This window comes from Catenulispora acidiphila DSM 44928 (assembly GCF_000024025.1).
Lineage (GTDB): Bacteria > Actinomycetota > Actinomycetes > Streptomycetales > Catenulisporaceae > Catenulispora > Catenulispora acidiphila.
On the sequence record NC_013131.1, the window covers coordinates 794,392 to 816,703 of the forward strand.

Genomic DNA, 22,312 nt, shown 5'->3' on the forward strand with positions numbered 1-22,312 from the left:
TCCTCAGCCGGCTGCTCCGGACGCGCCTGCGCCCACGGGCTCGTCTTCGTGCTTCACGGTGCACACCAGGTGGTCGTCGGCCTCGTCGGCGACGATGGTGTCGCCTGGGTGTGTGTCGCCGGACAGCAGGAGGGTGGCGACCTTGTTGTCCAGCTCGGATTGGATCGTGCGGCGTAGTGGCCGTGCGCCGAACTCCGGCTTGTAGCCGCGTTCGACCAGCCAGTTCTTCGCCTTCTCGGTGACCTCCAGTCCGAGTTCCTGCGCCTTGAGGCGGCGGCGGGAGCTGTCGAGCATCAGGTCCACGATGTTGCCCATCTCGGGCTTGCCGAGGCTGTGGAAGATCACCACTTCGTCGAGCCGGTTGATGAACTCTGGCGGGAAGAAGCTGCGGACCTGGTCCATCAGCTGGTCGCGGATCTCGTCGGTGTCGCCCATGTGCGCGAGGATCAGCTGGCTGCCGATGTTGGAGGTCATGATGACCACCGTGTGGCGGAAGTCGACGGTGCGGCCCTGCGCGTCGGTGAGGCGGCCGTCGTCGAGGACCTGGAGGAGGGTGTTGAAGATGTCCGGGTGCGCCTTCTCCACCTCGTCGAACAGGATCACCGAATAGGGCTTGCGGCGTACGCGCTCGGTGAGCTGGCCGGCCTCCTCGTAGCCGACGTATCCGGGCGGGGAGCCCAGCAGGCGGGAGACCGTGTGCTTCTCCTGGAACTCGCTCATGTCGAAGCGGATCAGCCGGTCCTCGTCGCCGAACAGCAGCTCGGCGAGGGCCTTGGCGAGTTCGGTCTTGCCCACGCCGGTGGGTCCGAGGAACAGGAACGAGCCGGTCGGGCGGTTCGGGTCGCCCATGCCGGCGCGCGAGCGGCGGACCGCCTCGGCGATCGCGGTGACCGCCTCCTCCTGCCCGACCACGCGGTCGTGCAGGGCGTCCTCCAGCTTCAGCAGGCGGGTGCGCTCGTCCTCGTTCAGCTGCGCGACCGGGATGCCGGTGCGGCGGGAGACGACTTCGGCGATGTCCTTCTCGGTCACCTTCAGCGTGCCCTCGCGGCGTTCCTCGATGGTGGCGACCTCGTCGTTCAGTTCCTCGATCCGCGCCTTGAGATCCTTGGCGCGGTCGTAGTTCTCCGCGGACACCGCCTCGTCGCGCTCGCGGGTGAGCTTGGCCAGCTTGTCCTCGCGCTCGATGGCCTCGGTGGACTTGCCCAGGTTGCGCAGCCGGATGCGCGCGCCGGCCTGGTCGATCAGGTCGATCGCCTTGTCCGGCAGGAAGCGGTCGGAAATGTAGCGGTCCGACATCAGCGCCGCCGCCGCGAGCGCCTCGTCGGTGAACTTCACGCCGTGGTGCGCCTCGTAGCGGTCGCGCAGGCCCTCCAGGATCTCGATGGTCTCCTCGACCGTGGGCTCGGCGATCAGCACCGGCTGGAAGCGCCGCTCCAGCGCGGCGTCCTTCTCGATGTTCTTGCGGTACTCGTCGATGGTCGTGGCGCCGATGACGTTCAGCTCGCCGCGCGACAGCGCCGGCTTCATGATGTTGCCGGCGTCCATGGAACCCTCGCCGCCGGAGCCCGCGCCGACGACCGTGTGGAGCTCGTCGATGAACAGGATCGTGGAGTCGGCGGCCTTGCCGACCTCGTCGATGACGTTCTTCAGCCGCTCCTCGAACTCCCCGCGGTACTTCGACCCGGCGACCAGGGCGGCCAGGTCCAGCATCACGACCCGCTTGCCCTCCAGCGTCGTCGGCACGTCGCCGGAGACGATGCGCTGCGCCAGACCCTCCACGATCGCCGTCTTGCCGACGCCGGGATCGCCGATCAGCACCGGGTTGTTCTTGGTGCGCCGGGACAGCACCTCGACGGTCTGCTCGATCTCGTCGGCGCGGCCCACCACCGGGTCGAGCTTGCCGGCCTTGGCGTCCTCGGTCATGTCCCGGCCGTACTCGTCCAGCGTCGGAGTGTCCGACGGCTGCTCCGGACCGGTGGGCATGCCCTCGGCGCGCGAAGCCTTCGTGATGCGCTTGCCCAGGTCCTTGGCGTCCACCTGCGTGGTGTTCAGCACGTGCCCGGCGCCGGAGTCCTGGTCCTCGGTCAGCGCCGCCAGGATGTGCTGCGGCCCGATGTACGTCGAGCCGGAGCTCCGAGACAGCTCGTGAGCGCGCATCAGCACGCGCTTGGCAGCCGGCGTGAGCCCGGGCTCAGCCGACGGCGTGCTCCCGGAGGCCGGCAGCGACTTCTTGATCGTCTGCGCCAGCCGGTCCGGGTCGACGTTGGCCGCGGCCAGGATGCCGCGCGTCGGCTCGACCTGCGTCGCCGCCCAGAGCAGGTGCTCGGTGTCGAGGTCGGAGCTGCCGTCCTGGCCCGCGCGCTGCGAGGCGGTGGAGATCAGCTCCCGCGCCGAGTCGGTCAGCAGCTGCCCGATCGGCACGCGCTGGACCCGCGGGGGCGAGAACTCCGGTGACATCCCGAAGAACCGGTTGAGCAGGTCGTTGAAGGGATCGTCGGAACGGTCGAAGAAGCCGCCGTAGGAGCTCATGGACATGAATCCAGACAACACCCCATAAGGGAGGTGCGCGCGGCGAGACTGCGCCGAGCGGGTAGGCGCCTATTACTGCGGCCATTACTGCGCCTACTACTGCGGCGATGCTAGGGATTCCGGAGATTCCGCCAAGGCACCCTCGGCGAGAGCGAGCGCCAGCTCCCTCCCCGGGCAGGCACGCGGTCCGCTGCCGAACGTGAGCCCGACCGGTCCGACTTCCAGAAGTACTGACGCGCCCTGGGGAATCTCGACTGTCCCTACCTCCGTGGCCTCGAGCGCGACGCGCCGCATGACCTGAACCGGCGGCTTGCCGGAGCCGTCCCGGGCGGCGGCGATCAAGGCCGCGGTGGCGTCGCACGCCTGGATGAGGATGCCCACCCGGTTCGCAGCCTGCTCCGGATCGCCAGCGCGCATCAGCGGCAGGAGCAGCTTCACGGCGTCGTCCGCAGCCGGGTCCTCCCCGCCGAAGTAATTCGCGGCCACGGTGCACAACGCGTCGATCGCGGCATCGTCCAGCTCCGGCAGGCGCATCGCTCGCGCGAGGGCTCGCAGGACGCGCGTCCGGTCGTCGCCGAACCGGCCGGTGGCCAGGCGGCGCAGCTCGTTCCCGTCGATGCGCGCCAACTCCGCTTCGACATACGCACGCCGGCGCGCGTGAACCGTGCCGTGCGCGAACCGCGCGACCGTGGCACGCAGCCACGCCATAGACCCCTCGGGCCCGGACTCCGCAGGCAGCGGGACCAGCAGCGGATCGGCCAGCGCGGTTTCGATGTCGGCGCGCGCCGTGAAAGTCACCATGCCCCGAACCTACGGCCGGGTCGTTTCGGCGCACCCCGAAGCATCCCGCGACGCACCGAATCCCCAGCTCCGAGCGCTTGACGCGCGCCCGCGCCCCGGGCCGGGTAGCGTCTGGGGCATGTCGATCCCAGGAGTCGATCCGAGCGTCCCGCCGAGCGGTACCGGTTGCGTCGAGTGCGACGAGAGCGGCGGCTGGTGGGTGCACCTTCGCCGCTGTGCGCAGTGCGGCCACGTCGGCTGCTGCGACAACTCGCCGGAGCAGCACGGCCGCAAGCACGCCGCCTCGAGCGGCCACAGCATGATCACCAGTTTCGAGCCCGGCGAGGACTGGTTCTACGACTTCAGCAACGACAACTTCTACGAGTCCGGTCCCGAGCTCGCGCCGCCGGACAGCCACCCGGCCGACCAGCCGGTGCCCGGACCGAAGGGCCGCGTGCCGGTCGACTGGCAGACCAAGATGAACGCCTAGCCCGAACGCTCGACCGCACACCGCCTGGAGTCTTCTCCCCCGACCCCGCTAGATTCGCCGCCATGGACCGGATCGAGCGGGGTCAGTTGAAGGTCATGCCCATCCACGCCGTGACCGAGGTCTACGGCGAGGCCGGGCTGCGCATGCTCTTCGAGATCGAGAGCGAGGCGTTCCCCGACGAGGAGCGCGCGACGCTGCTGCGTGCCGAGCGCGTCGCCTCGCGCCTGCACGCCGCGGACAAGCGAGTGCGCGAGCCGTATGCCAACCATCTGCTTCGCGTGGCGATCCGCATCGTCCGCCACTACCACGTGCACGACGTCGAAGTGCTCTGCGCCGCACTCCTGCACGACGCCGTCGAAGACCACCCCCGCGACCTCGCCGATCTGGCGAGCGACGCCGAACGCGGCGCGGGGGAGCGCGAGGCGGCGCTGACGATGCTCGGCCGCGCCTTCACCCCGCGTGTCGCGGACCTGATAGCCGCCGTCACCAACCCCGACTACGACCCCGAGCGCGACCGCCAGGAGCAGTACCGCGAGCACGTCGTGGAGAGCCTGGAAGCGCATCCGTGGGCACGCGTCATCAAGCTGTCCGACTTCACCGACAACGGCGTCGGCATCATCCACACCACCGGCCCGAAGGTCCGTAAGGCCTCTGCGAAGTACGCGCCGCTCGTCCCGCAGCTGCGCGAATTCGCCCTGTGCGCCGACACCCCGCTCGACGACGACGTGAAGCAGCACATCGCCAGCCAGCTCGACCTTGCCGCCGAACGTTTCCGCGCCATCCTCGAGTAGCTCCGGCAGCCCCGCCGTCGGCGGCATCCGGCGCGTCCTACCCACCCCACCTCTGTGCGCCGGGTCCCGCTGACCTCAGCTCCGGTGCCGGCGCACGAGCCCGTCGAGGCTCACCTGGTAGCCGCCGTCGGCCGTCTGCCCCAAGCAGTACGACGTCGGGTACCACCCGCTGCGCTGCCACGCCGCGGGCTGCGCCACCGGCTGGCACTGGCGCGGTCCGCCGGCCGGCGTCTGCCGCAGCGCGTCGCGCTGGATCATCGGCTCCAGGAAGGCGATGCGGCCGTCGAGCGAGCCGTACACGAAGGTCGCGCCGTTCTTGAAGCCGGCGTCGTTGTCGAGGTGGTCGCCCATAGCGACCTCCACGGTCTGCTTCAGCGCGGGCGGATACCCGCTGGGGACGTACTTCGCGGGCAGCGGCGCGGCGACCTCCGGGACCTGGTCGCACGCCACGAGCTGACCGCACGTGCCGTAGCCGATCGCGTCCACCGCCGAGCGCGGCACGACGTAGAAGTGCATGTCGAAGTGCGGCGTGTCGTACATGCCGACCGGCCCATGACCCGACGGGTTCCAGTTCAGCAGGACCCAGCGATAGGGCGCCGGCGCGTCCGACGGCAGATGCAGCGGCAGGTAGTAGCCGCCCGCGCATTCGGTGACGGGGTTGATGCGGCCGTCGCCGTTGACGTCGTAGCAGTGGTGCCCGTCGGTCGGCGGCGAGGCGGGCAGGGATTCGGTCGCCGCAGCATCGACGACCACGCCGATCTCCAACGGCGTGGAGCCTTCGGAGACGAGGTAGGTCCGCGCAGTCCCGGCGCCGAGGCGCACCGGCGGACCGTACTCGGTGTGGGACGCACGCGCCGCGGCGCTGGCGGCGGGCACGGACAGCGCGCCGAGGGCGGCGATCGAGGCCGCGGTGAGGGCGAGGACGGCGTGCCGCAGCGTGCTGCGCATGGTTCCGGCTCCCGAGGTCGGCGATGGGTCGGCATCGGGGTTCTTGGCCGATGCACCGGCGGTTACACGGTTCGGGCCCGACAGTTCACTCGTCCGGCCTCAGAGCCTGAGCCGAAGGCCGTCGCGTGACCTAGTCGCGCAACGCCCGCCAGCCGACGACGGCGGCCAGCCCGAGCGCGATGCCCGAGATGGAGAACCCCTCGCGCGGTCCGACGTACTGCACCACCGCCGCGACGCCGAACCCGGTGATCGGCGCGGTCCCCATCATCGCCACGCCCCACAGGCTCATCACCCGGCCGCGCATGTCCGGCGCGCACCGCAACTGCGCCAGGGTGTTGGCCGAGGCGATGAACCAGATCGACGTCAGGCCGAGGGCCACCATCCCCACCAACGCGACCGCCATCACCGGCGCCACCGCGGTCCCGATCACCGCCGCCGCGGTCGCCAGCGCGAGCCAGCGCACGCGGCGGCCGGTCGGCTCGGGTTGGGCGGCGGCCAGCAGCGCCCCGGGCAGCCCGCCGACGCCGAACGCCGCCATCATCGCGCCGTACCCGCCGCCGCCCTGGTGCAGAGCACGCTGGACCAGCGGCGGCAGCGCGATACCCATGCCGAAGATCAAGCCGGAAGCCGTCGACATCGGAAGCAGAGCCCTGATGACCGGCGAGCGGAACGCGTAGCGGATGCCGTCACGCGCGGCGCCCCGGGCACGTCCGCGCGTCCGAACCTGCGCGGTCGTCCGGGGCTTCATCCGGAGCAGCACGATCAGCGGCGCCAGATAAGAAAACGCGTTCACGCCGAAGCACGCGGTGGCGCCGGGACCTGCGAGCAGCGCGCCGCCCAAGCCCGGACCCACGACCCGTGAGGTGTTCAGCGCCACCTCCCACAGCCCGACCGCGCTCGCGACGCCGTCGGCGCCGACCAGGTCCACGACGTACACCTGCCGCGCGGGCGAGTCCACGGCCATGGTCGTCCCGGCCAGCACCGAGGCGACCAGCACGTTCCACACCGCGAGCGTGTCGGTCGCGGCCAGGACGGTCAGCGCCGCGGCGATGCCCATCAGGACCGTCTGCGTGCCGATCAGCAGCCGCCGGCGATCCGCGTGGTCCACCACCGCCCCGGCCCACGCGCCGCCGATCAGCGTCGGGCCCATCGTGCACACCGTCAGTACGCTGAGCCACACCGCGTCGCCGGTCCGCTGCAGCATCCACCACGACAGCGCCACCCCCTGCGCCATCACCCCGGACGCCGACGTGATCTGCCCGGCGAACCACCACCGGAATTCGCGTTCGCGTAGCGCGCCGCCGATGCGGCCGAACACAGTGTCCTTGCGGATGTCTTCGGTGCCGACACCCGCTTCGATGGTCGAGGACAAGATCCCTCCCAGGGCCGGTCTAGACCATACTCCGAGCGGCCTGCCCGTCGGCGAGGTATTTCGACAGGTGGTCACCATGTGGTCCTTAGCGAGTCCGCCAAGAGACCCTTACCGCGCAACCAGTCGCAAAAGCGCCGCTCACCTTTACGATGACCGAGTGGGGATCACGGGGAGCGACAGCCCGCCTCGGCTGGCGCGCGGACTGGTGTTCGCCGTAGCCGCGGCGCTGCTGTCGGTGCACCTCATCAAGGCTGTGGGGCGCATTCCGAGCGATCCGGCGGCGGGTCTGACGATCATCGCGGCGTGCCTGGCGATTCTCGCGCTGGAGTTCCAGCCGCTGTCGTGGCGGCGGGTCGTGGCGCAGTTGGCGTGCGGCTTCGTGGCGGTCGTGCCGGCCGGAGCGTCGGTCGGGTTGCTGGCCGTGCCGGTCGGATCTGTGTTCCTGCAAGGGTTGTGGCCTCTGGTCCTACCTGTACTCGGCGCCACGGCGTGGGTACACGCGGTGCGGACGGACAGTGCGCGCGACACCGTCGACATGTGCGCCACGGTCCTGCTCGGCGGGATGGTCCTCTACGCGGTGACGACGCTGGCCGCCTTCGCCGCGCGCGTCCACGAGACCCGGCTGACGCTCGCCGCCGCAGCGGTGACCACCGAGCGCCTGCGCATCGCCGAGGGTCTGGACGCCGACCTGTCCTCAGGCCTGACCCGGATCCGGGACCTGGCGGCGAAGGGGGACCCGGACGTCCTGGACGGTCTGCTCGCCGACGCCCGCGCGACCCTCGCCGCGACCCGCGCGACCGCCGCCGATCTGCGCAGCCTGTCGCTGGCGCCGGAATCGGCCAGTGCCAGGGCCCTGCTTCAGTCGGCGGGGATCGGTGCGGACGTGGTCACCGGGCACACCGAGCCGCTCGGCCCGGCCGGAACCGTGCTGGCGACGGTATTGCGGGAGGCGGTGACGGCGGTGGTGCGGGTCGGGGACGCGCGGCACTGCCAGATCGTCACCGGGGAGGCCGCCGGACAGGTGACGCTGCGGGTGGTCAGCGACGGCGTGCGGACTGCTGCGCTCGGGACGGACGTGCTGGATGGTCTCGCGGAGCGGGTTCGTGCCAGCGGGGGACGGTTGGCGGCAGGGTTGGAGGCAGACGGTCGGTTCGCGGTCGAGGCGTCGGTGCCGGCCACGCCGTCGGCGGCGGAACCGGTGGACACGCCGGAGCTGCGGCGAGCGAGCGTGCTCTATTACGTGCTGCTGGCGGCGTTCTGTGTACGGACTCTGCTTTACGTCCCCGCTGCCCTGATCGCGCCGGCGTTGCTGGTGTTGGCGGTGCTGTGCACGCTGCAGGTCGTGTACTCGGTCCGGGACGAGAAGCGGCACAGCGAGGCGGCGCTCGTCCTGTTCGCGGCGCTGACCTTCGCGCCGATGCACGCCTTCGGGCAGAACTGGATCGCCTCCCTCGGGCTGCTGACAGGTTCGCTGTTGGTCGCGTTGCCTCTGCCGTTGGCGGTGCCGGTGGTCGCGGCGGCGCTGGGCGTCGGCGGCTTGCTGGCAGCCGCTGACGGCACGAGCGCGCTGTTGGCGATGCTGAACGCGCTGGTGACGTGTCTGATCGTGTACGGCATGCTCCGGTTGGCGCGCCTGGTGCGTGAGCTCCAGCAGGCGAATGACGGCTTGGCGCGCGCGGCGGTTGTGGGGGAGCGGCTGCGTGCGGCGCGGGATCTGCACGACCTGCTGGGGCATGGACTCGCGGCGATCCTGCTCAAGGCGGAGCTGGCCCGGCGGCTGCGCTCGACCGATCCCGCGCGTTGCCTGGCGGAGATCCGCGACGTGGAACGCTTGGCGGCGCAAGGCGAAAGCGAACTACGTGCCCTGACAGGCGGGTCGCGCGAGCTGTCGTTCGGCGACGAGTTGGCATCGGCATCGGCGGTGTTGGCGGCGGCAGATGTGGTGGTGGAGGTCGACGGCGACGAGCTTTCGCTGCCGCCGGACGCGGGAGCAGTGCTCGGCGTGGTGCTGCGCGAGGCGGTGACGAACGTACTGCGGCACAGCACCGCACGCCACGCACGGATCGCCGTCACGATGACCGAGAGCGCGGTGCGGCTGGAGGTGGAGAACGACGGCGTGGCGGCGGACGTCGGATCTGCCGGATCGCCTGGATCTGGCGTCGGCGGGCTAACACTGCGCCTCGCCGAGTATGGCGGAACCCTGACAGCCGGACCCGACGACGGCTGGTACCTGCTGCACGCGGAGCTGCCGCGCTAGGCTCCGGCACGGTCAGTGCTGCGGATTGAGCAGAGGTTCGCTCAGAGATTCCGCTGATCCTGCCGATTCCGATTCCGATACTGACATCGAGGCAGGGTAGTAAAGCTCTTACACCCACCCGGCATCGCGAGCGATCCGGACCGCGTCCGTCCGGTTCCGCGCGTTCAGCTTCCCCACGATCGCCGTGAGCACGTTCCGCACCGTCCCCGTCGACAGGTGCAGCGTGGCGGCGATCTCGGGCGGCTCGGCGCCGCCGGCCAGCTCCCGCAGGACGTCCCGTTCGCGCGGCGTCAGCGGGTTCTCGGCGAGGTCCCAGGCGGTGACCGCGAGCGTCGGGTCGAGCACCCGACCGCCGGCGGCGACGGTGCGGATGGCGGCGGTCAGCTCCTCCGGTGGCGCCGTCTTCAGCAGGAAGCCGTCCACCTTCGCCTCCAGCGCGCGGCGCAGCATGCCGGGGCGGCCGTTGGACGTCAGCATCAGGGTGCGGCAGGTCGGCAGCTGCTCCTTCAGCCGCGCCGCCGCCTCGAGCCCGTCGATGGTCCCGGGCATGTCGATGTCCAGCAGCGCCACGTCCGGCGCGAACACCAGCGCCTGCGGCACCACCTCGTCGCCGGTCGCGGTCTGCGCCACGACCCGCAGGTCCGGCTCCAGCTCCAGCAGGGCGGCCAGGGCGCCGCGCACCACGAGCTGGTCCTCGGCCAACAACAGTCGGATCACGTCACGACGATACCCGTGACGAGGTCACGGGTGATCGATGACGCCGTCTCTGGGGAACGAACCCGCAGCTCGGCAGGCTTGTCGGTATGAACGAGGCGATCACACGGACGGTCCCGGAGGCGATCACGCTCCAGGCCGTCAGCAAGGTCTACGGCAAGGGACGCGGGGCGGTCGCGGCACTGCGCGAGGTCTCGGTCGGGCTGCCCAAGGGCGGCTTCACCGCGATCATGGGCCCGTCCGGATCCGGCAAGAGCACCTTCCTGCACTGTGCCGCCGGGCTGGACCGGCCGAGCGCGGGCACCGTCAAACTCGGCGGGACCGACTTGTCAGGGCTCAGCGACACCAAGCTGACCGAGCTGCGCCGCGAGCGCGCGGGCTTCGTCTTCCAGGCGTTCAATCTGGTGTCCTCGCTGACCGTCAGCCAGAACATCACGCTGCCGCTGCGCCTGGCCGGCAAGCGTGCCGACCGCGCACGGCTGGCGGCGGTGCTCCAGCGCGTCGGTCTCACCGATCGCACCGGCCACCGTCCCGGCCAGCTCTCCGGCGGTCAGCAGCAGCGGGTCGCGATCGCCCGGGCGCTGATCGCCGACCCCGAGGTGATCTTCGCTGACGAGCCCACCGGCGCCCTGGACACCATGACCGCGCGCGGGGTGCTGGTCTTGCTGCGCGAGACCGTGGACACGATGGGCCAGACGATCGTCATGGTCACGCACGACCCGGTCGCCGCCGCGTACGCCGACACGGTCCTGTTCCTCGCCGACGGCCGCATCGCCGACTCGATGCACGCACCGACCGCCGCCGGTGTCGCCGACCGCATGATCCGGCTGGGAGCGTGGGCGCGATGATGCTTCCCTTCGCCGTCGCCACGCTGCGCCATCGCAAGGGCGGCTTCATCGGCGCGCTGGTCGCGCTGTTCTGTGCCGCCGCACTGGTCTCGGGCTGCGGGACGCTGCTGGTCACCGGCATTCTCGGGAGCGTCAAGCCGGAGCGGTTCGCCGCTGCGCCGATCGTCGTGACCGGCGACCAGGACGTACATATGGTCGAGATCAAGGGCAAGGGCAAGGAGAAAGACAAGGAGAAGGCGAGCACCGACCATGCGTGGGTCTCGGCGGCGCTCGCGGATCAGATCAGGGGTCTGTCTTCGGTGAAGGCGGTCGCCACCGAGGTGATGTTCGCGGCGTATCTGCCCGGCGGTCCGACCAACGGTTCCTTCGGCCACGGTTGGGAATCCGCTTCCCTGTCTACCTTGACGCTGGCTTCTGGACGCGCGCCCGCTGCGCCGGGCGAGGTGGTGTTGGACGCGTCGACCGCTGCCAAGACGAACCTGCACGTCGGGTCCACGGCGCCGCTGCGTACGGCGCGCGGGACGATGCCGGTGCACGTCGTGGGCGTCACGTCGCAGGGCTTTGCGAGTCAGGCGGCGATCTACTTCGACACGACGGAGGCTCGGCAGCTTGCCGGGCATGACGGTTTGGTCGACGCGATCGGGGTCTTTCCCGCTGCGGACCCCGGGTCTACGGAGAAGGACGTCAAGGCTCTGTTTTCGTCGGCGGCTGCGGGGGTGGTCCCGGCTCCGGTCGTGCACACCGGCGATTCCCGTGGTGCGGCCGAGTTCCCGGACTCCGCCGACGCTTCGGTGCGGCTGATCAGCATGGGGGCGGTGCTTGGCGGGACGTCGCTGATCGTCGCGATTCTGGTGGTGGTCGGCACGTTCGCGTTGTCGATCCAGCAGCGGCAGCAAGAGATCGCGGTGCTGCGCGCGGTCGCCGCGACCGGCAAGCAGGTACGGAAGATGATCGGCGGCGAGGCGCTGGCTGTCGGGCTGACCGCGGGGGTGGCGGGGGCGCTCGCGGGGCTGCCGTTGGGTTCGTGGCTGCATGGCGAGTTCGTGTCGTTGAACATCATTCCGGCGAACGTGCCGGTGGTGCTGTCGGTGTTCCCGGTGGCCGCCTCGGTGGTGGCGACAGTGGCTGCGGGCTGGGCTGCGGCTCGGATCTCGGCGCGGCGGGCGACGCGGATCCGTCCGGTGGAGGCGCTCGGCGAGGCGGAGATGAAGCCGCCGCGGGTGTCGTTTGTCAGGGCTCTGTTCGGCGTGCTGGCGATCGCCGGCGCCACGGTCCTGACGGCGCTGCTGACGATCCTGCACAGCGACGCCGCCTCGACGCCGGTGTGCTTCAACGCGGTGCTGCTGTGGTGCGTCGCGCTGGCGCTGCTCGGTCCGTGGGTGGCGCGAGTCGCGGTGGCGGTGCTGGGGGTGCCGCTGCGGCTGTCGCGGGTCGGCGGGTATCTGGCGGCGAACAACCTGCGGGCCGCCGCGCCCCGGCTGGCGTCGGTGATCACGCCGCTGACGCTGATGACGGCGATGGCGTGCACGATCCTGTTCTCGCAGACGAGCGTCGCGGACGCGGCGTCGGCGCAGCGGGCGGCGGGGAACGTCGCGGACTACGTCGTGGGGAGCAAGGTGCCCGCGAGCGCGGCGGCGGAGGTGAAGGCCGTGCCGGGGGTGCGGACGGTCACGGAGGTGCTGCACGCGACGGTGCGGACCGGGCTGAACGATCGGAACGTGCTGGGGGTGACGCCGGCGGGACTCGCGGACACGCTGGATCTCGGCGTCACGGCAGGGAGCGTCGCGCAACTGACCGGACAGGACACCGCGGCGGCGGCGTACGGGCAGGGATTCCACGTCGGATCGCAGGTCTCGATGACACTGCCGGACGGGACGCCCGCGCACGTGACGATCGTCGCGATCTACTCGCGGCAGCTGGGCTTCGGCGACCTGGTGCTGGCGCACGATCTGGTGGCGGCGCACGTGGACGTCCCGCTGGACGACGAACTGCTGGTGAAGGCGCCAGGAGTGCAGCGCGCCGCGCTGGTCGGCGCGCTGAAGGCGGAGCCGGGACTCGGGATCCAGGACCGGGTGCAGGCGCAGTCGACGAGCAACGACGCGGGCGCGAAGATCGGCTACGTGACGCTCGGCCTGATCGTCGCCTTCACCGCGATCGCCGTGGTCAACACCCTGGCGATGAGCATCAGCGACCGCGGGCGCGAGTTCGCGGCGCTGCGGCTGACCGGCGCCACACGGCGCCAGGTCCAGCGGATGCTGGGGTGGGAGACCGCGGCGGCGGTGGTGGTGGCCGCGGGCCTCGGGCTGGCCGTGGCCACGGCGGTGCTGACGACCTATGCGAGCGGCATGACGCGTGGCACTGCGGGCGTCTCCATGCCGCCGACGACACTGGCGGTGGTCATCGGCGGCGGCGCGGCCCTGGCGGGGCTCGCGACGTGGGTTCCGGCGCGCGCGGCTTTGGCGGCGGGGCTGCGGGAGGGGTAGGGGGACGTCCTTGAGGGCTGCTGCCGACCAATGCGTTCGGCAGCAGCCCTAGAGCCTTCGTTGTTCAGCTGATGGCATCCCGCAGCTTGCGAAGCGTGGCCACACCATCGGAGTGCCCAGCGACCTCGGCATCGGCGATCGCCCTGTCGAGCCGCGCCTTCGCGGCGTCCTTCCGATCCAACGACCGGTATTCGATGACAGCCGCCTGCCGTATCGCATCGAAGCGCGGCGGAATCCCCGAAAACCCCGGCCGGTCATAGAGCAGCGCGGCACGCTCAAGCTGCACGATCGCCTCCTCCGGCCGCCCCGCGGCGTTGAGCACCCACCCCCGCGTGTAGCAGGTCTGAGCCTCATCAATCTCGACACTCAGGAACTGAGCACTCGACGCCTCCACGAAATCGACCCGCATCCGATCAGCCTCATCGAGATACCCCAACGCCTCATCAGCGCCATCAGCACCAAAAGCATTGATCGTCTCCCCAGCCATATCCCGCAAAGCCTCGGTCATATCAGGAACCCGCGGCGCCACAGCATTAGAGGCAACAGCCCGAGCCCAAGCAGCCCGAGCCCCCTCCCAATTCCGCGCCAGAGCCAACGCCCCCGCAGCCTCCGCCGCCGCAGCCGTCAACCGACTGGCATCCGGCCACCCATCCACAGCATCCGCCACATGCAAAAACTCCACAGCAGCAGCCCGAGGCTCATCCAAAGCAAGCAACCCCCGAGCCAAATCCGCCCGCACCTGCACCATCAACATGTCAGCACGCGAGGGATGCTTAACCGCCTTGAACGGCCCGGAGGACGCGGCCCGCCCGCCGACAATCTCGCCGCTCGCTTCCGCGCCGTCGCCCGGCACGCCGCCGCCTGGCACACCATCGCCGAGCCCGACAACGCCTTCGGCATCTGTCTCGCCAAGACCAGAAGCCTCGTCTCGCGCGCCCGGTTCAGATCCGCTCGGCACACTCGCGCCAAGCTCTTCGCTGCTTTCAGCGCCCACAACTGTCCCTGCTTCAGCGCCACTCAGTGCGCTTACATCAGCAGCTTCTGCTAGCTCTTGGCTGCTTTCGGCGCCCGCAGCCGCCCTCGCTTCAGCACCGCTCAGTGCGCATCCGCCAGCGGCTTCCGCCAGCTCTTCGCTGCTTCCGACGCCCGCGCCCGCCCGTGCTTCAACACTTCTCGACGCGCTTGCGCCGGCAGCCCCGGCAAGCTCTTCGCTGCTTCCGGCGCCCGCAATCGCGCTCGCCTCGGTGCCGTCCGCCGAGCTCCCGCCAACCGCCGCCTTGCTACTTCCCGCAGCCTCGTCCTCCGCGTATCCCCCATCCCCGCGCAGCGGCACCTCCACCAGCGTCTCGAGCACTGCGACCGCGTCCGCCATCTGGCCCTGGGAGGCGAGGGCGCTGCTCATGCGCCAGCGGGTTTCGACGGCGCCGAAGGCGTCGCCTTCGCGGTCGAGGCGTACTGCTGCTTCGGCGAAGGCTCGGACTGCGGTGGCGGGCTCGCCGGCTTGGAGTGCTGTTTCGGCTAGGAGGCGGTAGAGGGGGGTCAGTTCGTTGGGGTCGACTGCGGGGTGTGCTTCGGCGATGCCGGTTTGGAGGGTTTGCAGTGCCTCGGCGTGGCGGTCTTGGCCGGCGAGGGAGAGGCCGAGGAGCATGCGGGTGCGGTGGAGGCGCCAGGGCCAGGCCAAGTCGGTGAAGATCTGGAGGGCGTGGCGGGCTAGGGGTTCGGCGGCTTTGGGGTCATCGTGGGTGGCGTCGTATTCGGCGACGGCTTCCATCACCAGGGCTAGGCGTTGGGGTGCTTCGAAGGTGTTGCCCTCGCGGACCATGCGGTCGGTCTCCGCGCGGAAGACGGCCAGCCAGCGTTCGCGGTCGGCGGGGTCGGCGGCGCGGATGGCGGCGTGGCGGGCTGCGAAAACCCGGCTCTGGTGCACCACCAGCTTCTGCACTTGTGCGTCGGCGAGGTTCGGGCCGAGGTTGCCGGCTGCCAGCAGGGCGTCGATTTGCTGCAGCAGCGCGTTCAGCTCCGGCCACGTCTCCTCCGTGACCGCCGCCGCGTCAGTGTCCTGATCCCCGCGCGTCGCCTTGCTCCACTGCACGCGCGCCGCCGACGCGATCGCCCGGTCCGGACGCCCCGCGCGCGAGTAGCTCGCAGCCGCCTCCAGGAAGTACGCGTTCACCGCGTCCCAGTCCCGCTCCTGGTGCGCACGGCTGGCGCGCTCTGTCGCGATCTCGCCGCGCAGCACGTCGTCCACCTCGTCGGCGTCCGCCCCGTCCGCACGCTCCAGCAGCGCGTCCCACAGCCGCCGCGCGTCCGGATGGAACTGCTTGTCCAGCACCAATGCCTCGGCGACCAGCGAAGCGAAGTCGTCCGGAACGACTGTCTCAGTAGCCTGCGACGGGTAAACAGCTGCGGACGGCACCGCGACCGGCGTCTCAGCACCCTCCAAAACCGCCGCCCGCACCCCCAGATTCAGCTCCGCGACCAACGGGTCCAGCGCCAGCCGTGCCGCCCGCCGCCCCGAGACCGTCGCGTTCCCGTTCCGCGCGTCGAACCGCGCCGCCAGCGCCTCGCCGTCGGCCGCGACCGACGCCAGCAGCTCGGCGACCGTCCACTCGCGCCCCAGCGGCCCGCCGCAGGGCGTGTCCGCGTGCCCGACCGCGACCAGCCGGCGCAGCAGCACCTCGACCTTGGTCAGGAACTCCAGCCGGCTCAGCGGCGCCGCCGTGAACCCGAACAGCGCGCGGTTCTGCGCCAGCAGCTCCAGTCCGCGCGCCTCGTTCCCGGTCAGCGCGCAGAATTCCAAGTGCCGTCCGACCGATGCCAGGTACGCCTCGCGCCCCCGCACCGTCCGGTACGACGCCAGGTGCGCCCCGCGCGCCTCGTCCATCCGCCCGAGCCGGGCCAGCGGCAGCAGCGCCACCGACTGGCTCGCGTGCGGCTCCTCCTCGCACGTGCTGCGGCCGTCCAGCGTCGGCTCCAGCTCGGCCATCCCGAGCGCGTCCTCGCCGCGTCCGAAGTGGTACTCCGCACGCGAGCGGGCTTCGCAGGCCTCGCAGTCGCTCATCCGCGTCCGCCCGCGCGTGGCCCACAGCTCGTACGCCAGCTCCTCGCCCTCGCCGACGTGCTGCGCCAGCGAGTACAGCTGTCCGTACACCGGCTGCAGCCCGTAGTCGGCCGCCTCGTAGCGCTTGCGCATCTCGCCGATCCAGCCGCGGATCGCCGGCAGCGGCACGTCCGGCGTGGTGAGCAGCCCGGAGCCGACCCACTTGAAGTACCAGAAGACGCGGTGCGCCTCCCAGTCGTCGAACGCCTTCGGGTTCCGGTCCCACAGCCGCAGCAGCCGCGCGAACACCACCGGGTACTTCACCTGCTCGCCGCTGCCGTGGTAGGAGCTCATCAGCTCCACCAGCGACGTCGCGGTGACCTCGTCGTCGCCGAACGCCTCGGCCTCGTCCGCGATCTCCTCGGCGATCGCCGCCTTGGCCCGGCCGTCGGCGCGCTCGCGGTTCTCCCGCAGGGCGCCGAAGAACTCCTCCTTAGTGGAGAACCCGCTCACACGTCCCCCCGCGCGTCGGAAGCCGTGTCCGCCGCCGTGCCCCCGGCCGGACCTCCGCCGCCGTTGCCGCCGTTGCCGTTACCGGTGCCGCCGCCTGTGGCGTTGGTGCCCGCAGCAGCCGCCGCGAACTCCAACAGCCCGATGAACGACCGGTTCAGCAACGCGTGGTCCGCCGGCCGCAGCGGACGGCGTGAGAGCAGCAGCGCCTGCCCGTACAGCGCCTCGATCGCGGTCTCCGACAACGCCGCGTCCGGGATGTCCGCGATCTTGCGGATCAGGGGGTTGAGATGGTTGACGATCAGCTGCGCACGCGGCGCCGAGGACCCCAGCGACCCCAGAATCCCCGCCCACAGCTCGTCGGCGTCGGCCGACAGCTCCGCGCGCCGCCGCTCGTGCCGCGCCTCGCGGTTGTCGACCAGCATCGCCGGCACGCCGACCGGCTGGAACGAGCGCAGCGCCACATCGGTGTCGAACTTGTCGCAGACCGCCCGCGCCCGCGCCAGGAACGCCGCCGCGGCCAGCTCCGCCGCCGGGTCCACGGTGTCCAGGTGCGCACTGACCGTCTCGGGGTCCAGGTCCGCGACCGTGACTCCGGGCCGGACCTCGGGAAGCCGGTGAACCAGTTCCCTGTCATACACGTAGCCGCCGTTGACGACGCCCAGCCCGGCCGAGGCGGCGATCGGCGCGACCTGTCGGAACTCCTCGACGCTCTGCGTCACCAGCACCACCGGGTGCGCGCGGGCGAACTCGTCCAGGCTGACGTTGCCGTCGGTGGTCTCGAACGGCAGCCACGGCAGCAGCAGCGCCAGCAGCCGGTCGTCGTAGCGCGCCAGCGCCTTGACCGCCAGGTGGTGCACGTCGATGAAGCGCCGCAGCAGCGTCAGGTCCGAGGCCGCCAGCCCCACCAGCCACTCGCGGATCCGCTCGCCGATCGCGTCGCGCACCGCCGAGAGCGTCTCGTCCTCGTACAGCGCCTCGCGCGAAGCCGTCGGCCGCAGCCCTGTGGTGTCCACGACGCAGGACACGAAGAAAGCCCAGTCCGGGACCAGCTCCTGCGCCGAGTCCGACAGCAGCATGCCCTTGAGGTGGACGCGGTGCCCGGAGCGCTTCGTCGGGTGCACCGGCGTGGGCAGCACGAACGCCACGCCCTTGAGCCCGACCAGCGGCAGGTCCAGGTCGATGGTGTCCAGCGGGGTGAAGTCGAACGTCGACTTCGCGTACCCGGCCAGCGCCTCGCGGCGGGCCAGCGGCGAGCCGTACTGCCGGTCCCACACGGCAGGCGTGTCGTTGACCTTGCTGACGTCGCCGAACCGGTCGACGATCTCCACGTCGTAGCGCAGCAGCGAGCCGAAGTGCCGGGCGAGCCGCAGTACGCGGTTGGGCTCCAGCCACTCGCTGCCGTCGGCGCGCGGGATCAGGGTGACCGTGGTGCCCGGCTCGGCGACCGTGCCCGAAGGCAGGGCCCTGATCTGGTACGTGCCGTCGCTGCGTCCGCGCCATTCCACCGCCGGCGCGTTGCTGTCGCGGGCGCTGCGCGAGACCACGGTGATCTCGTCGGCGACCACGAAGCACGCCAGCAGGCCGATGCCGAACTGCCCGATGAAGTCCTGGCGCGCCGCGGACAGGTCCAGCCCGCCGTCCTCGGCGCGCTTGGAGGAGCGGCCGATGGTCGCCAGGAAGGTGTGCACGTCGGCCTCGGTCAGCCCGATGCCGGAGTCCTCGACCTGGATCCCGCCGTTGACGCCGGTCCGGATCCGGATCTGCGCCGGGGCGGAGGCGTCCAGTTGGCGGCGCGCCGTGATGGCGTCCACGGCGTTCTGCATCAGCTCCCGCAGATACACCTTCGGGGAGGAGTAGAGGTGGTGCGAGAGCAGGTCGACCAGTCCCCGCAGGTCGACTTGGAAAGTGTGGCCGGGTTCGGTGCTCACGTGTGGCTCTCCCCTACTTCTTTCGCTTCTTGACGCAGTCCTGCCGGGCCACCGCGAACACCCGCTCGGGGTCGCCGCGATACCGCCACGGGGCTTTGGTGGCGTGGTCGCCGATCCGCTCGAACAGCCGCCCGGCGGCCTCCTTGTCGTCGGCCAGCCAGAAGGCCATCGCGAAGGCGTTCAGCGCGGTGTACGGCGAGGAGGTCGGGGCGAAGGCCGGGTGGAACACCGAGGTGTCCGCCGCGCGGCGCAGCTCCTGGACCACCGCCGTGCCCCGGATGTACTCGTCATCAGGGCCCTGTTCCAGGTCCAGCCAGTGCTCCAGGTGTGCCTGCGCGACGACCTCGCCCAGGCCGCTGCCCGGCGGCGCGGCGTCGAAGGCTCCGGTGGCGAAGGCGTGCATCTGCTCGTGGGAGCCGCCCCACTTCGCGCACAGCTGCTGGAGCATCTGGCGGTGCAGGCCCACGTGCCCGGGCGCGCGCCGGATCCCGGCCTCGAACCGGCGGCGGGTGATCTCCGCGCCGTGCTCCAGCCCGCGGCTGGTGACGCAGAGCGTGTACCAGGGCGCGGCGCTGTCCGGGTCCAGCTCGACGGCTGTGTACAGGTACTCCTCGGCGATCCGCAGCCGCTCGTGGAAGACCTTGAACTGCTCCTCGGACACTTGCGAAGCGCGGTAACCCGTCCGCGCCTCCCAAGCCCACGCCGAATGCCGCGCGCCGGCCACGCTCAGCACGAGCGGATCGCCGGGCAGCTGCTCGGGCAGCTTGAGCAGGAAGTCGCCGCCGAGGTCCTCGACGTTGCCGATGAGGAACGTCAGCCGCTCGAAGTCGGCCCGCTCGCGCACCGGCCGCAGGATCGCCTCCATGGCCGGCCAGTCCGCCACCCGCGCGGCCTGCCGCAGCGCGGCGAGCTCCGGATCGCCGTGCGAGCGGTCGATCGGCACCGGCCGCACCGCCTCGGCCTGCGCACCGCGGCCCGCCCGACCGGTCTGCCCAGACTGCCCGGTCCGCCCCGCAGCCCGCCTGCTCCGCTGCGCCCCGTAACGGCTGGACAACCCGCGGATGACGGACGCGGCGGCCACGGCGGCTATCGCCACGCTCGGGATACTCGACGTCAAAGTGTGATCCCCTCCGTTGGACCGGCTCGGCACGGTTCACGGCCCGGCACGGCTACCGTAGCCGACCAGACCACCACTGCGGTAACCCGGATCAGCCGCTGCGCCGCAGGTCAGGTCTCCGGCCCAGCGATCAGGACGCCAGCCGCCAAGCGACTTGAGGAACGGCGCCACGCGGGCGGGCCGATAGGCTGGCGCGATGGCCGCGGGCGGCGACACCATCAGGACCCTGTCACAACTCTGGCGGCTGCGGATGGGCGACCGGCCGCCGCTCGCGCACGAGTACATGGACGAGCACCGCGAGCGGTGGGTTCGGTTCCACAGCCTGCCGGAGTCGAAGCGGCTCCGGAGGGAACGGACCTCTTACCCGGCGTACTCCTCATCGGGGTACCCGTACTCCTCGTCCGGGTACTCCGGGGGCTCCTCGAAGTCGAGCTCGGCCGGCGGCTCCTCGGGCGCGGGGCGTTCCGGACGTTCCGGACGTTCGGAGTGTTCCGGCTGGTCGGGCCGGTCGAGGATCTCGGCGAGGGCGTCCAGGATCGGTTGGCCGTATTTGGCGAGCTTGTTCTCCCCGACGCCGCTGATCGTGCCGAGTTGCTGCAGGGAGGTCGGCGCCTGGGTGGCGATCTGGCGCAGCGTCGCGTCGTGGAAGATGACGTATGCCGGGACGCCCTGCTCCTTGGCCGTCGCGCCGCGCCATGCGCGGAGCTTCTCGAAGACCGGCTTGGCCTCCTCCGGCAGGTCCTCGGTCGCTGCCGCCGACTGCCGCGACTGCTTCGGTGCGCGTGCCGGCCGCTCCGGCTCGCGCCGCATCAGGACCTTGCGATCGCCGCGCAGGACCGCGCCGCTGGCCTCGGTCAGCGCCAGTGTGCTGTAGTCGCCCTCGACCATCAGCAGGCCCTGCGCGAGCAGCTGCCGCACGACGCCGCGCCACTCGCCTTCGGACAGCTCGGTGCCGATGCCGAAGACGCTCAGCTGGTCGTGGGTGAACTGGGTGACCTTCGGCGTCTGCTTGCCGAGCAGGATGTCGATGGACTGCCCGGCGCCGAAGCGCTGGCGCCGCTCGCTCTTGAGGCGGAAGACCGTGGACAGCAGCTTCTGCGCCGGGACCGTGCCGTCCCAGGACTGCGGCGGGTTCAGGCAGGTGTCGCAGTTGCCGCAGGGCTCGCCGGGCTGGCCGAAGTAGTTCAGCAGCTGGACCCGGCGGCACTCGATGGTCTCGCAGAGCGCCAGCATGGCGTCCAGGTGCGCGGTGAGCTGGCGGCGGTAGGCGTCGTCGCCGTCGGAGGAGGCGATCATCTTGCGCTGCTGGACGACGTCCTGCAGCCCGTACGCCAGCCACGCGGTCGAGGGCAGGCCGTCGCGCCCGGCGCGGCCGGTCTCCTGGTAGTAGCCCTCGACCGACTTCGGCAGGTCCAGGTGCGCGACGAAGCGGACGTCCGGCTTGTCGATGCCCATGCCGAAGGCGATGGTGGCGACGATGACCAAGCCGTCCTCGCGCAGGAAGCGGGACTGCGTCCTCGCGCGCGTCGCGGCGTCCAGACCGGCGTGGTAGGCCAGCGCCGTGATGCCGTTGTTCGCCAGGAACTGCGCGGTTTTCTCGGTGGAGGCGCGCGACAGGCAGTAGACGATGCCCGCGTCGCCGGGGTGCTCGGTCCGCAACAGCTCCAGCAGCTGCTTGTTCGGCTCCGCCTTCGGCACGATGCGGTACTGGATGTTCGGCCGGTCGAAGCCGGCGACGAAGTGCTTGGCGCCGCCCAGGTTCAGGCGCTCGGCGATCTCCTGGTGCGTGGCCCGCGTGGCGGTCGCGGTGAGCGCGATGCGCGGCACGTCGGGCCAGCGCTCGTGCAGCATCGACAGGTTGAGGTAGTCCGGCCGGAAGTCGTGACCCCACTGCGAGACGCAGTGCGCCTCGTCGATCGCGAACAGCGAGATCTTGCCGCGGTCCAACAGCTGCAGCGTGGACTCCGAGCGCAGCCGCTCCGGCGCGAGGTAGAGCAGGTCGAGCTCGCCGGCGAGGAACATCTGCTCCACGAACCGGCGTTGGTCGGGGTCCTGCGTGGAGTTCAGGAACCCGGCCCGCACACCCACCGCGGTCAGCGCGTCGACCTGGTCCTGCATCAGCGCGATCAGCGGCGAGACGACCACCCCGACCCCGGGCCGCACCAACGCCGGGATCTGGTAGCACAGCGACTTGCCGCCGCCGGTCGCCATCAGCACCAGCGCGTCCCCGCCGCCGATGACATGTTCCACGATCTCTTGCTGCGCCCCGCGGAACGAGTCGTAGCCGAAGACACGCCGCAGGACGTCGTCGGCGTCGCTCACCGTATGCGCCGTTTCGGGAGGAGCCATGCCACGAGTCTACGGAGGTGGACGGGTTCGGGGGCGGGAGGTTGGGTGTTTTCGCTGGTCGGAGGCTATGCGTGTGGCGGTGGATGAGGATCCGGCATCGAGAGCGCGCGACGCCCGGCCAAGACCCGGCGCGCGTGGGACATGCTGGGCGAG

General features: G+C 71.0%; 14 protein-coding genes. 5 read left to right on the forward strand and 9 right to left on the reverse strand.

Annotated elements, in window-relative coordinates; translation table 11 throughout:
- Positions 1-3: 3 nt before the first annotated feature.
- Both CACI_RS03385 and CACI_RS03390 read right to left on the reverse strand, forming a co-directional pair.
- Complete coding sequence (locus CACI_RS03385; RefSeq protein WP_041540026.1) at positions 4-2,535, reverse strand: ATP-dependent Clp protease ATP-binding subunit; 2,532 nt, start codon at positions 2,533-2,535, stop codon at positions 4-6.
- Positions 2,536-2,625: 90 nt separating this feature from the next.
- Positions 2,626-3,330, reverse strand: coding sequence for a hypothetical protein (locus CACI_RS03390; protein WP_012784915.1), 705 nt, complete (start codon positions 3,328-3,330; stop codon positions 2,626-2,628).
- 118 nt (positions 3,331-3,448) lie between these two features.
- On the opposite strand from CACI_RS03390, the gene CACI_RS03395 reads away from it, so the two are divergent.
- Positions 3,449-3,799, forward strand: a complete 351-nt coding sequence (locus CACI_RS03395; protein ID WP_012784916.1) for a UBP-type zinc finger domain-containing protein — start codon at positions 3,449-3,451, stop codon at positions 3,797-3,799.
- A gap of 62 nt (positions 3,800-3,861) precedes the next feature.
- Positions 3,862-4,590 carry an HD domain-containing protein gene (locus CACI_RS03400; protein ID WP_012784917.1) on the forward strand — a complete coding sequence of 243 codons (729 nt, stop codon included), beginning with the start codon at positions 3,862-3,864 and terminating at the stop codon, positions 4,588-4,590.
- Between the two features lie 75 nt (positions 4,591-4,665).
- Here the strand turns inward: CACI_RS03400 and CACI_RS45010 are convergent, their stop codons facing one another.
- Positions 4,666-5,538, reverse strand: a complete 873-nt coding sequence (locus tag CACI_RS45010; protein WP_012784918.1) for a hypothetical protein — start codon at positions 5,536-5,538, stop codon at positions 4,666-4,668.
- A gap of 130 nt (positions 5,539-5,668) precedes the next feature.
- On the reverse strand, positions 5,669-6,910 hold the full coding sequence (locus CACI_RS03410; protein ID WP_012784919.1) for an MFS transporter: 1,242 nt from the start codon (positions 6,908-6,910) through the stop codon (positions 5,669-5,671).
- 157 nt (positions 6,911-7,067) lie between these two features.
- Here CACI_RS03410 and CACI_RS03415 point away from each other — a divergent pair, with 157 nt between their 5' ends.
- Complete coding sequence (locus CACI_RS03415) at positions 7,068-9,167, forward strand: sensor histidine kinase (protein ID WP_012784920.1); 2,100 nt, start codon at positions 7,068-7,070, stop codon at positions 9,165-9,167.
- A gap of 108 nt (positions 9,168-9,275) precedes the next feature.
- On the opposite strand, the gene CACI_RS03420 is transcribed toward CACI_RS03415, so the two are convergent.
- Positions 9,276-9,884: a response regulator transcription factor gene (locus CACI_RS03420; protein WP_083795502.1), complete on the reverse strand. Its 609-nt coding sequence runs from the start codon at positions 9,882-9,884 to the stop codon at positions 9,276-9,278.
- A gap of 86 nt (positions 9,885-9,970) precedes the next feature.
- Between CACI_RS03420 and CACI_RS03425 the strand changes: the two genes are divergently transcribed.
- Together CACI_RS03425 and CACI_RS03430 are read left to right on the forward strand one after the other, a co-directional pair.
- A complete protein-coding gene (locus CACI_RS03425; protein ID WP_012784922.1) occupies positions 9,971-10,729 on the forward strand; it encodes an ABC transporter ATP-binding protein in 759 nt (252 codons plus the stop codon).
- Positions 10,726-13,212 (forward strand): ABC transporter permease, encoded by a 2,487-nt coding sequence (locus CACI_RS03430; RefSeq protein WP_012784923.1) that lies wholly within the window; start codon positions 10,726-10,728, stop codon positions 13,210-13,212. Before CACI_RS03425 ends, CACI_RS03430 begins: the two co-directional genes overlap by 4 nt.
- Positions 13,213-13,276: 64 nt before the next feature.
- On the opposite strand, the gene CACI_RS45015 is transcribed toward CACI_RS03430, so the two are convergent.
- The 4 genes from CACI_RS45015 to recQ all read right to left on the reverse strand — a co-directional run bounded on the left by CACI_RS45015 (position 13,277) and on the right by recQ (position 22,159).
- Positions 13,277-16,765, reverse strand: coding sequence for a tetratricopeptide repeat protein (locus CACI_RS45015; RefSeq protein ID WP_012784924.1), 3,489 nt, complete (start codon positions 16,763-16,765; stop codon positions 13,277-13,279).
- Positions 16,762-18,693 carry an HSP90 family protein gene (locus tag CACI_RS03440; protein WP_012784925.1) on the reverse strand — a complete coding sequence of 644 codons (1,932 nt, stop codon included), beginning with the start codon at positions 18,691-18,693 and terminating at the stop codon, positions 16,762-16,764. The genes CACI_RS45015 and CACI_RS03440 overlap by 4 nt, the downstream gene beginning before the upstream one ends.
- 13 nt (positions 18,694-18,706) lie before the next feature.
- Complete coding sequence (locus CACI_RS03445; RefSeq protein ID WP_049871458.1) at positions 18,707-19,789, reverse strand: hypothetical protein; 1,083 nt, start codon at positions 19,787-19,789, stop codon at positions 18,707-18,709.
- 381 nt (positions 19,790-20,170) lie between these two features.
- On the reverse strand, positions 20,171-22,159 hold the full coding sequence (recQ, locus tag CACI_RS03450; RefSeq protein ID WP_012784927.1) for a DNA helicase RecQ: 1,989 nt from the start codon (positions 22,157-22,159) through the stop codon (positions 20,171-20,173).
- Positions 22,160-22,312: the final 153 nt, after the last annotated feature.

Coding starts and splice junctions, on each gene's coding strand:
- CACI_RS03385 (WP_041540026.1), bottom strand. CDS start 2,535: ATGTCCATGAGCTCCTACGGCGGCTTCTTCGACCGTTCCGACGATCCC.
- CACI_RS03390 (WP_012784915.1), bottom strand. CDS start 3,330: ATGGTGACTTTCACGGCGCGCGCCGACATCGAAACCGCGCTGGCCGAT.
- CACI_RS03395 (WP_012784916.1), top strand. CDS start 3,449: ATGTCGATCCCAGGAGTCGATCCGAGCGTCCCGCCGAGCGGTACCGGT.
- CACI_RS03400 (WP_012784917.1), top strand. CDS start 3,862: ATGGACCGGATCGAGCGGGGTCAGTTGAAGGTCATGCCCATCCACGCC.
- CACI_RS45010 (WP_012784918.1), bottom strand. CDS start 5,538: ATGCGCAGCACGCTGCGGCACGCCGTCCTCGCCCTCACCGCGGCCTCG.
- CACI_RS03425 (WP_012784922.1), top strand. CDS start 9,971: ATGAACGAGGCGATCACACGGACGGTCCCGGAGGCGATCACGCTCCAG.
- CACI_RS03430 (WP_012784923.1), top strand. CDS start 10,726: ATGATGCTTCCCTTCGCCGTCGCCACGCTGCGCCATCGCAAGGGCGGC.
- recQ (WP_012784927.1), bottom strand. CDS start 22,159: ATGGCTCCTCCCGAAACGGCGCATACGGTGAGCGACGCCGACGACGTC.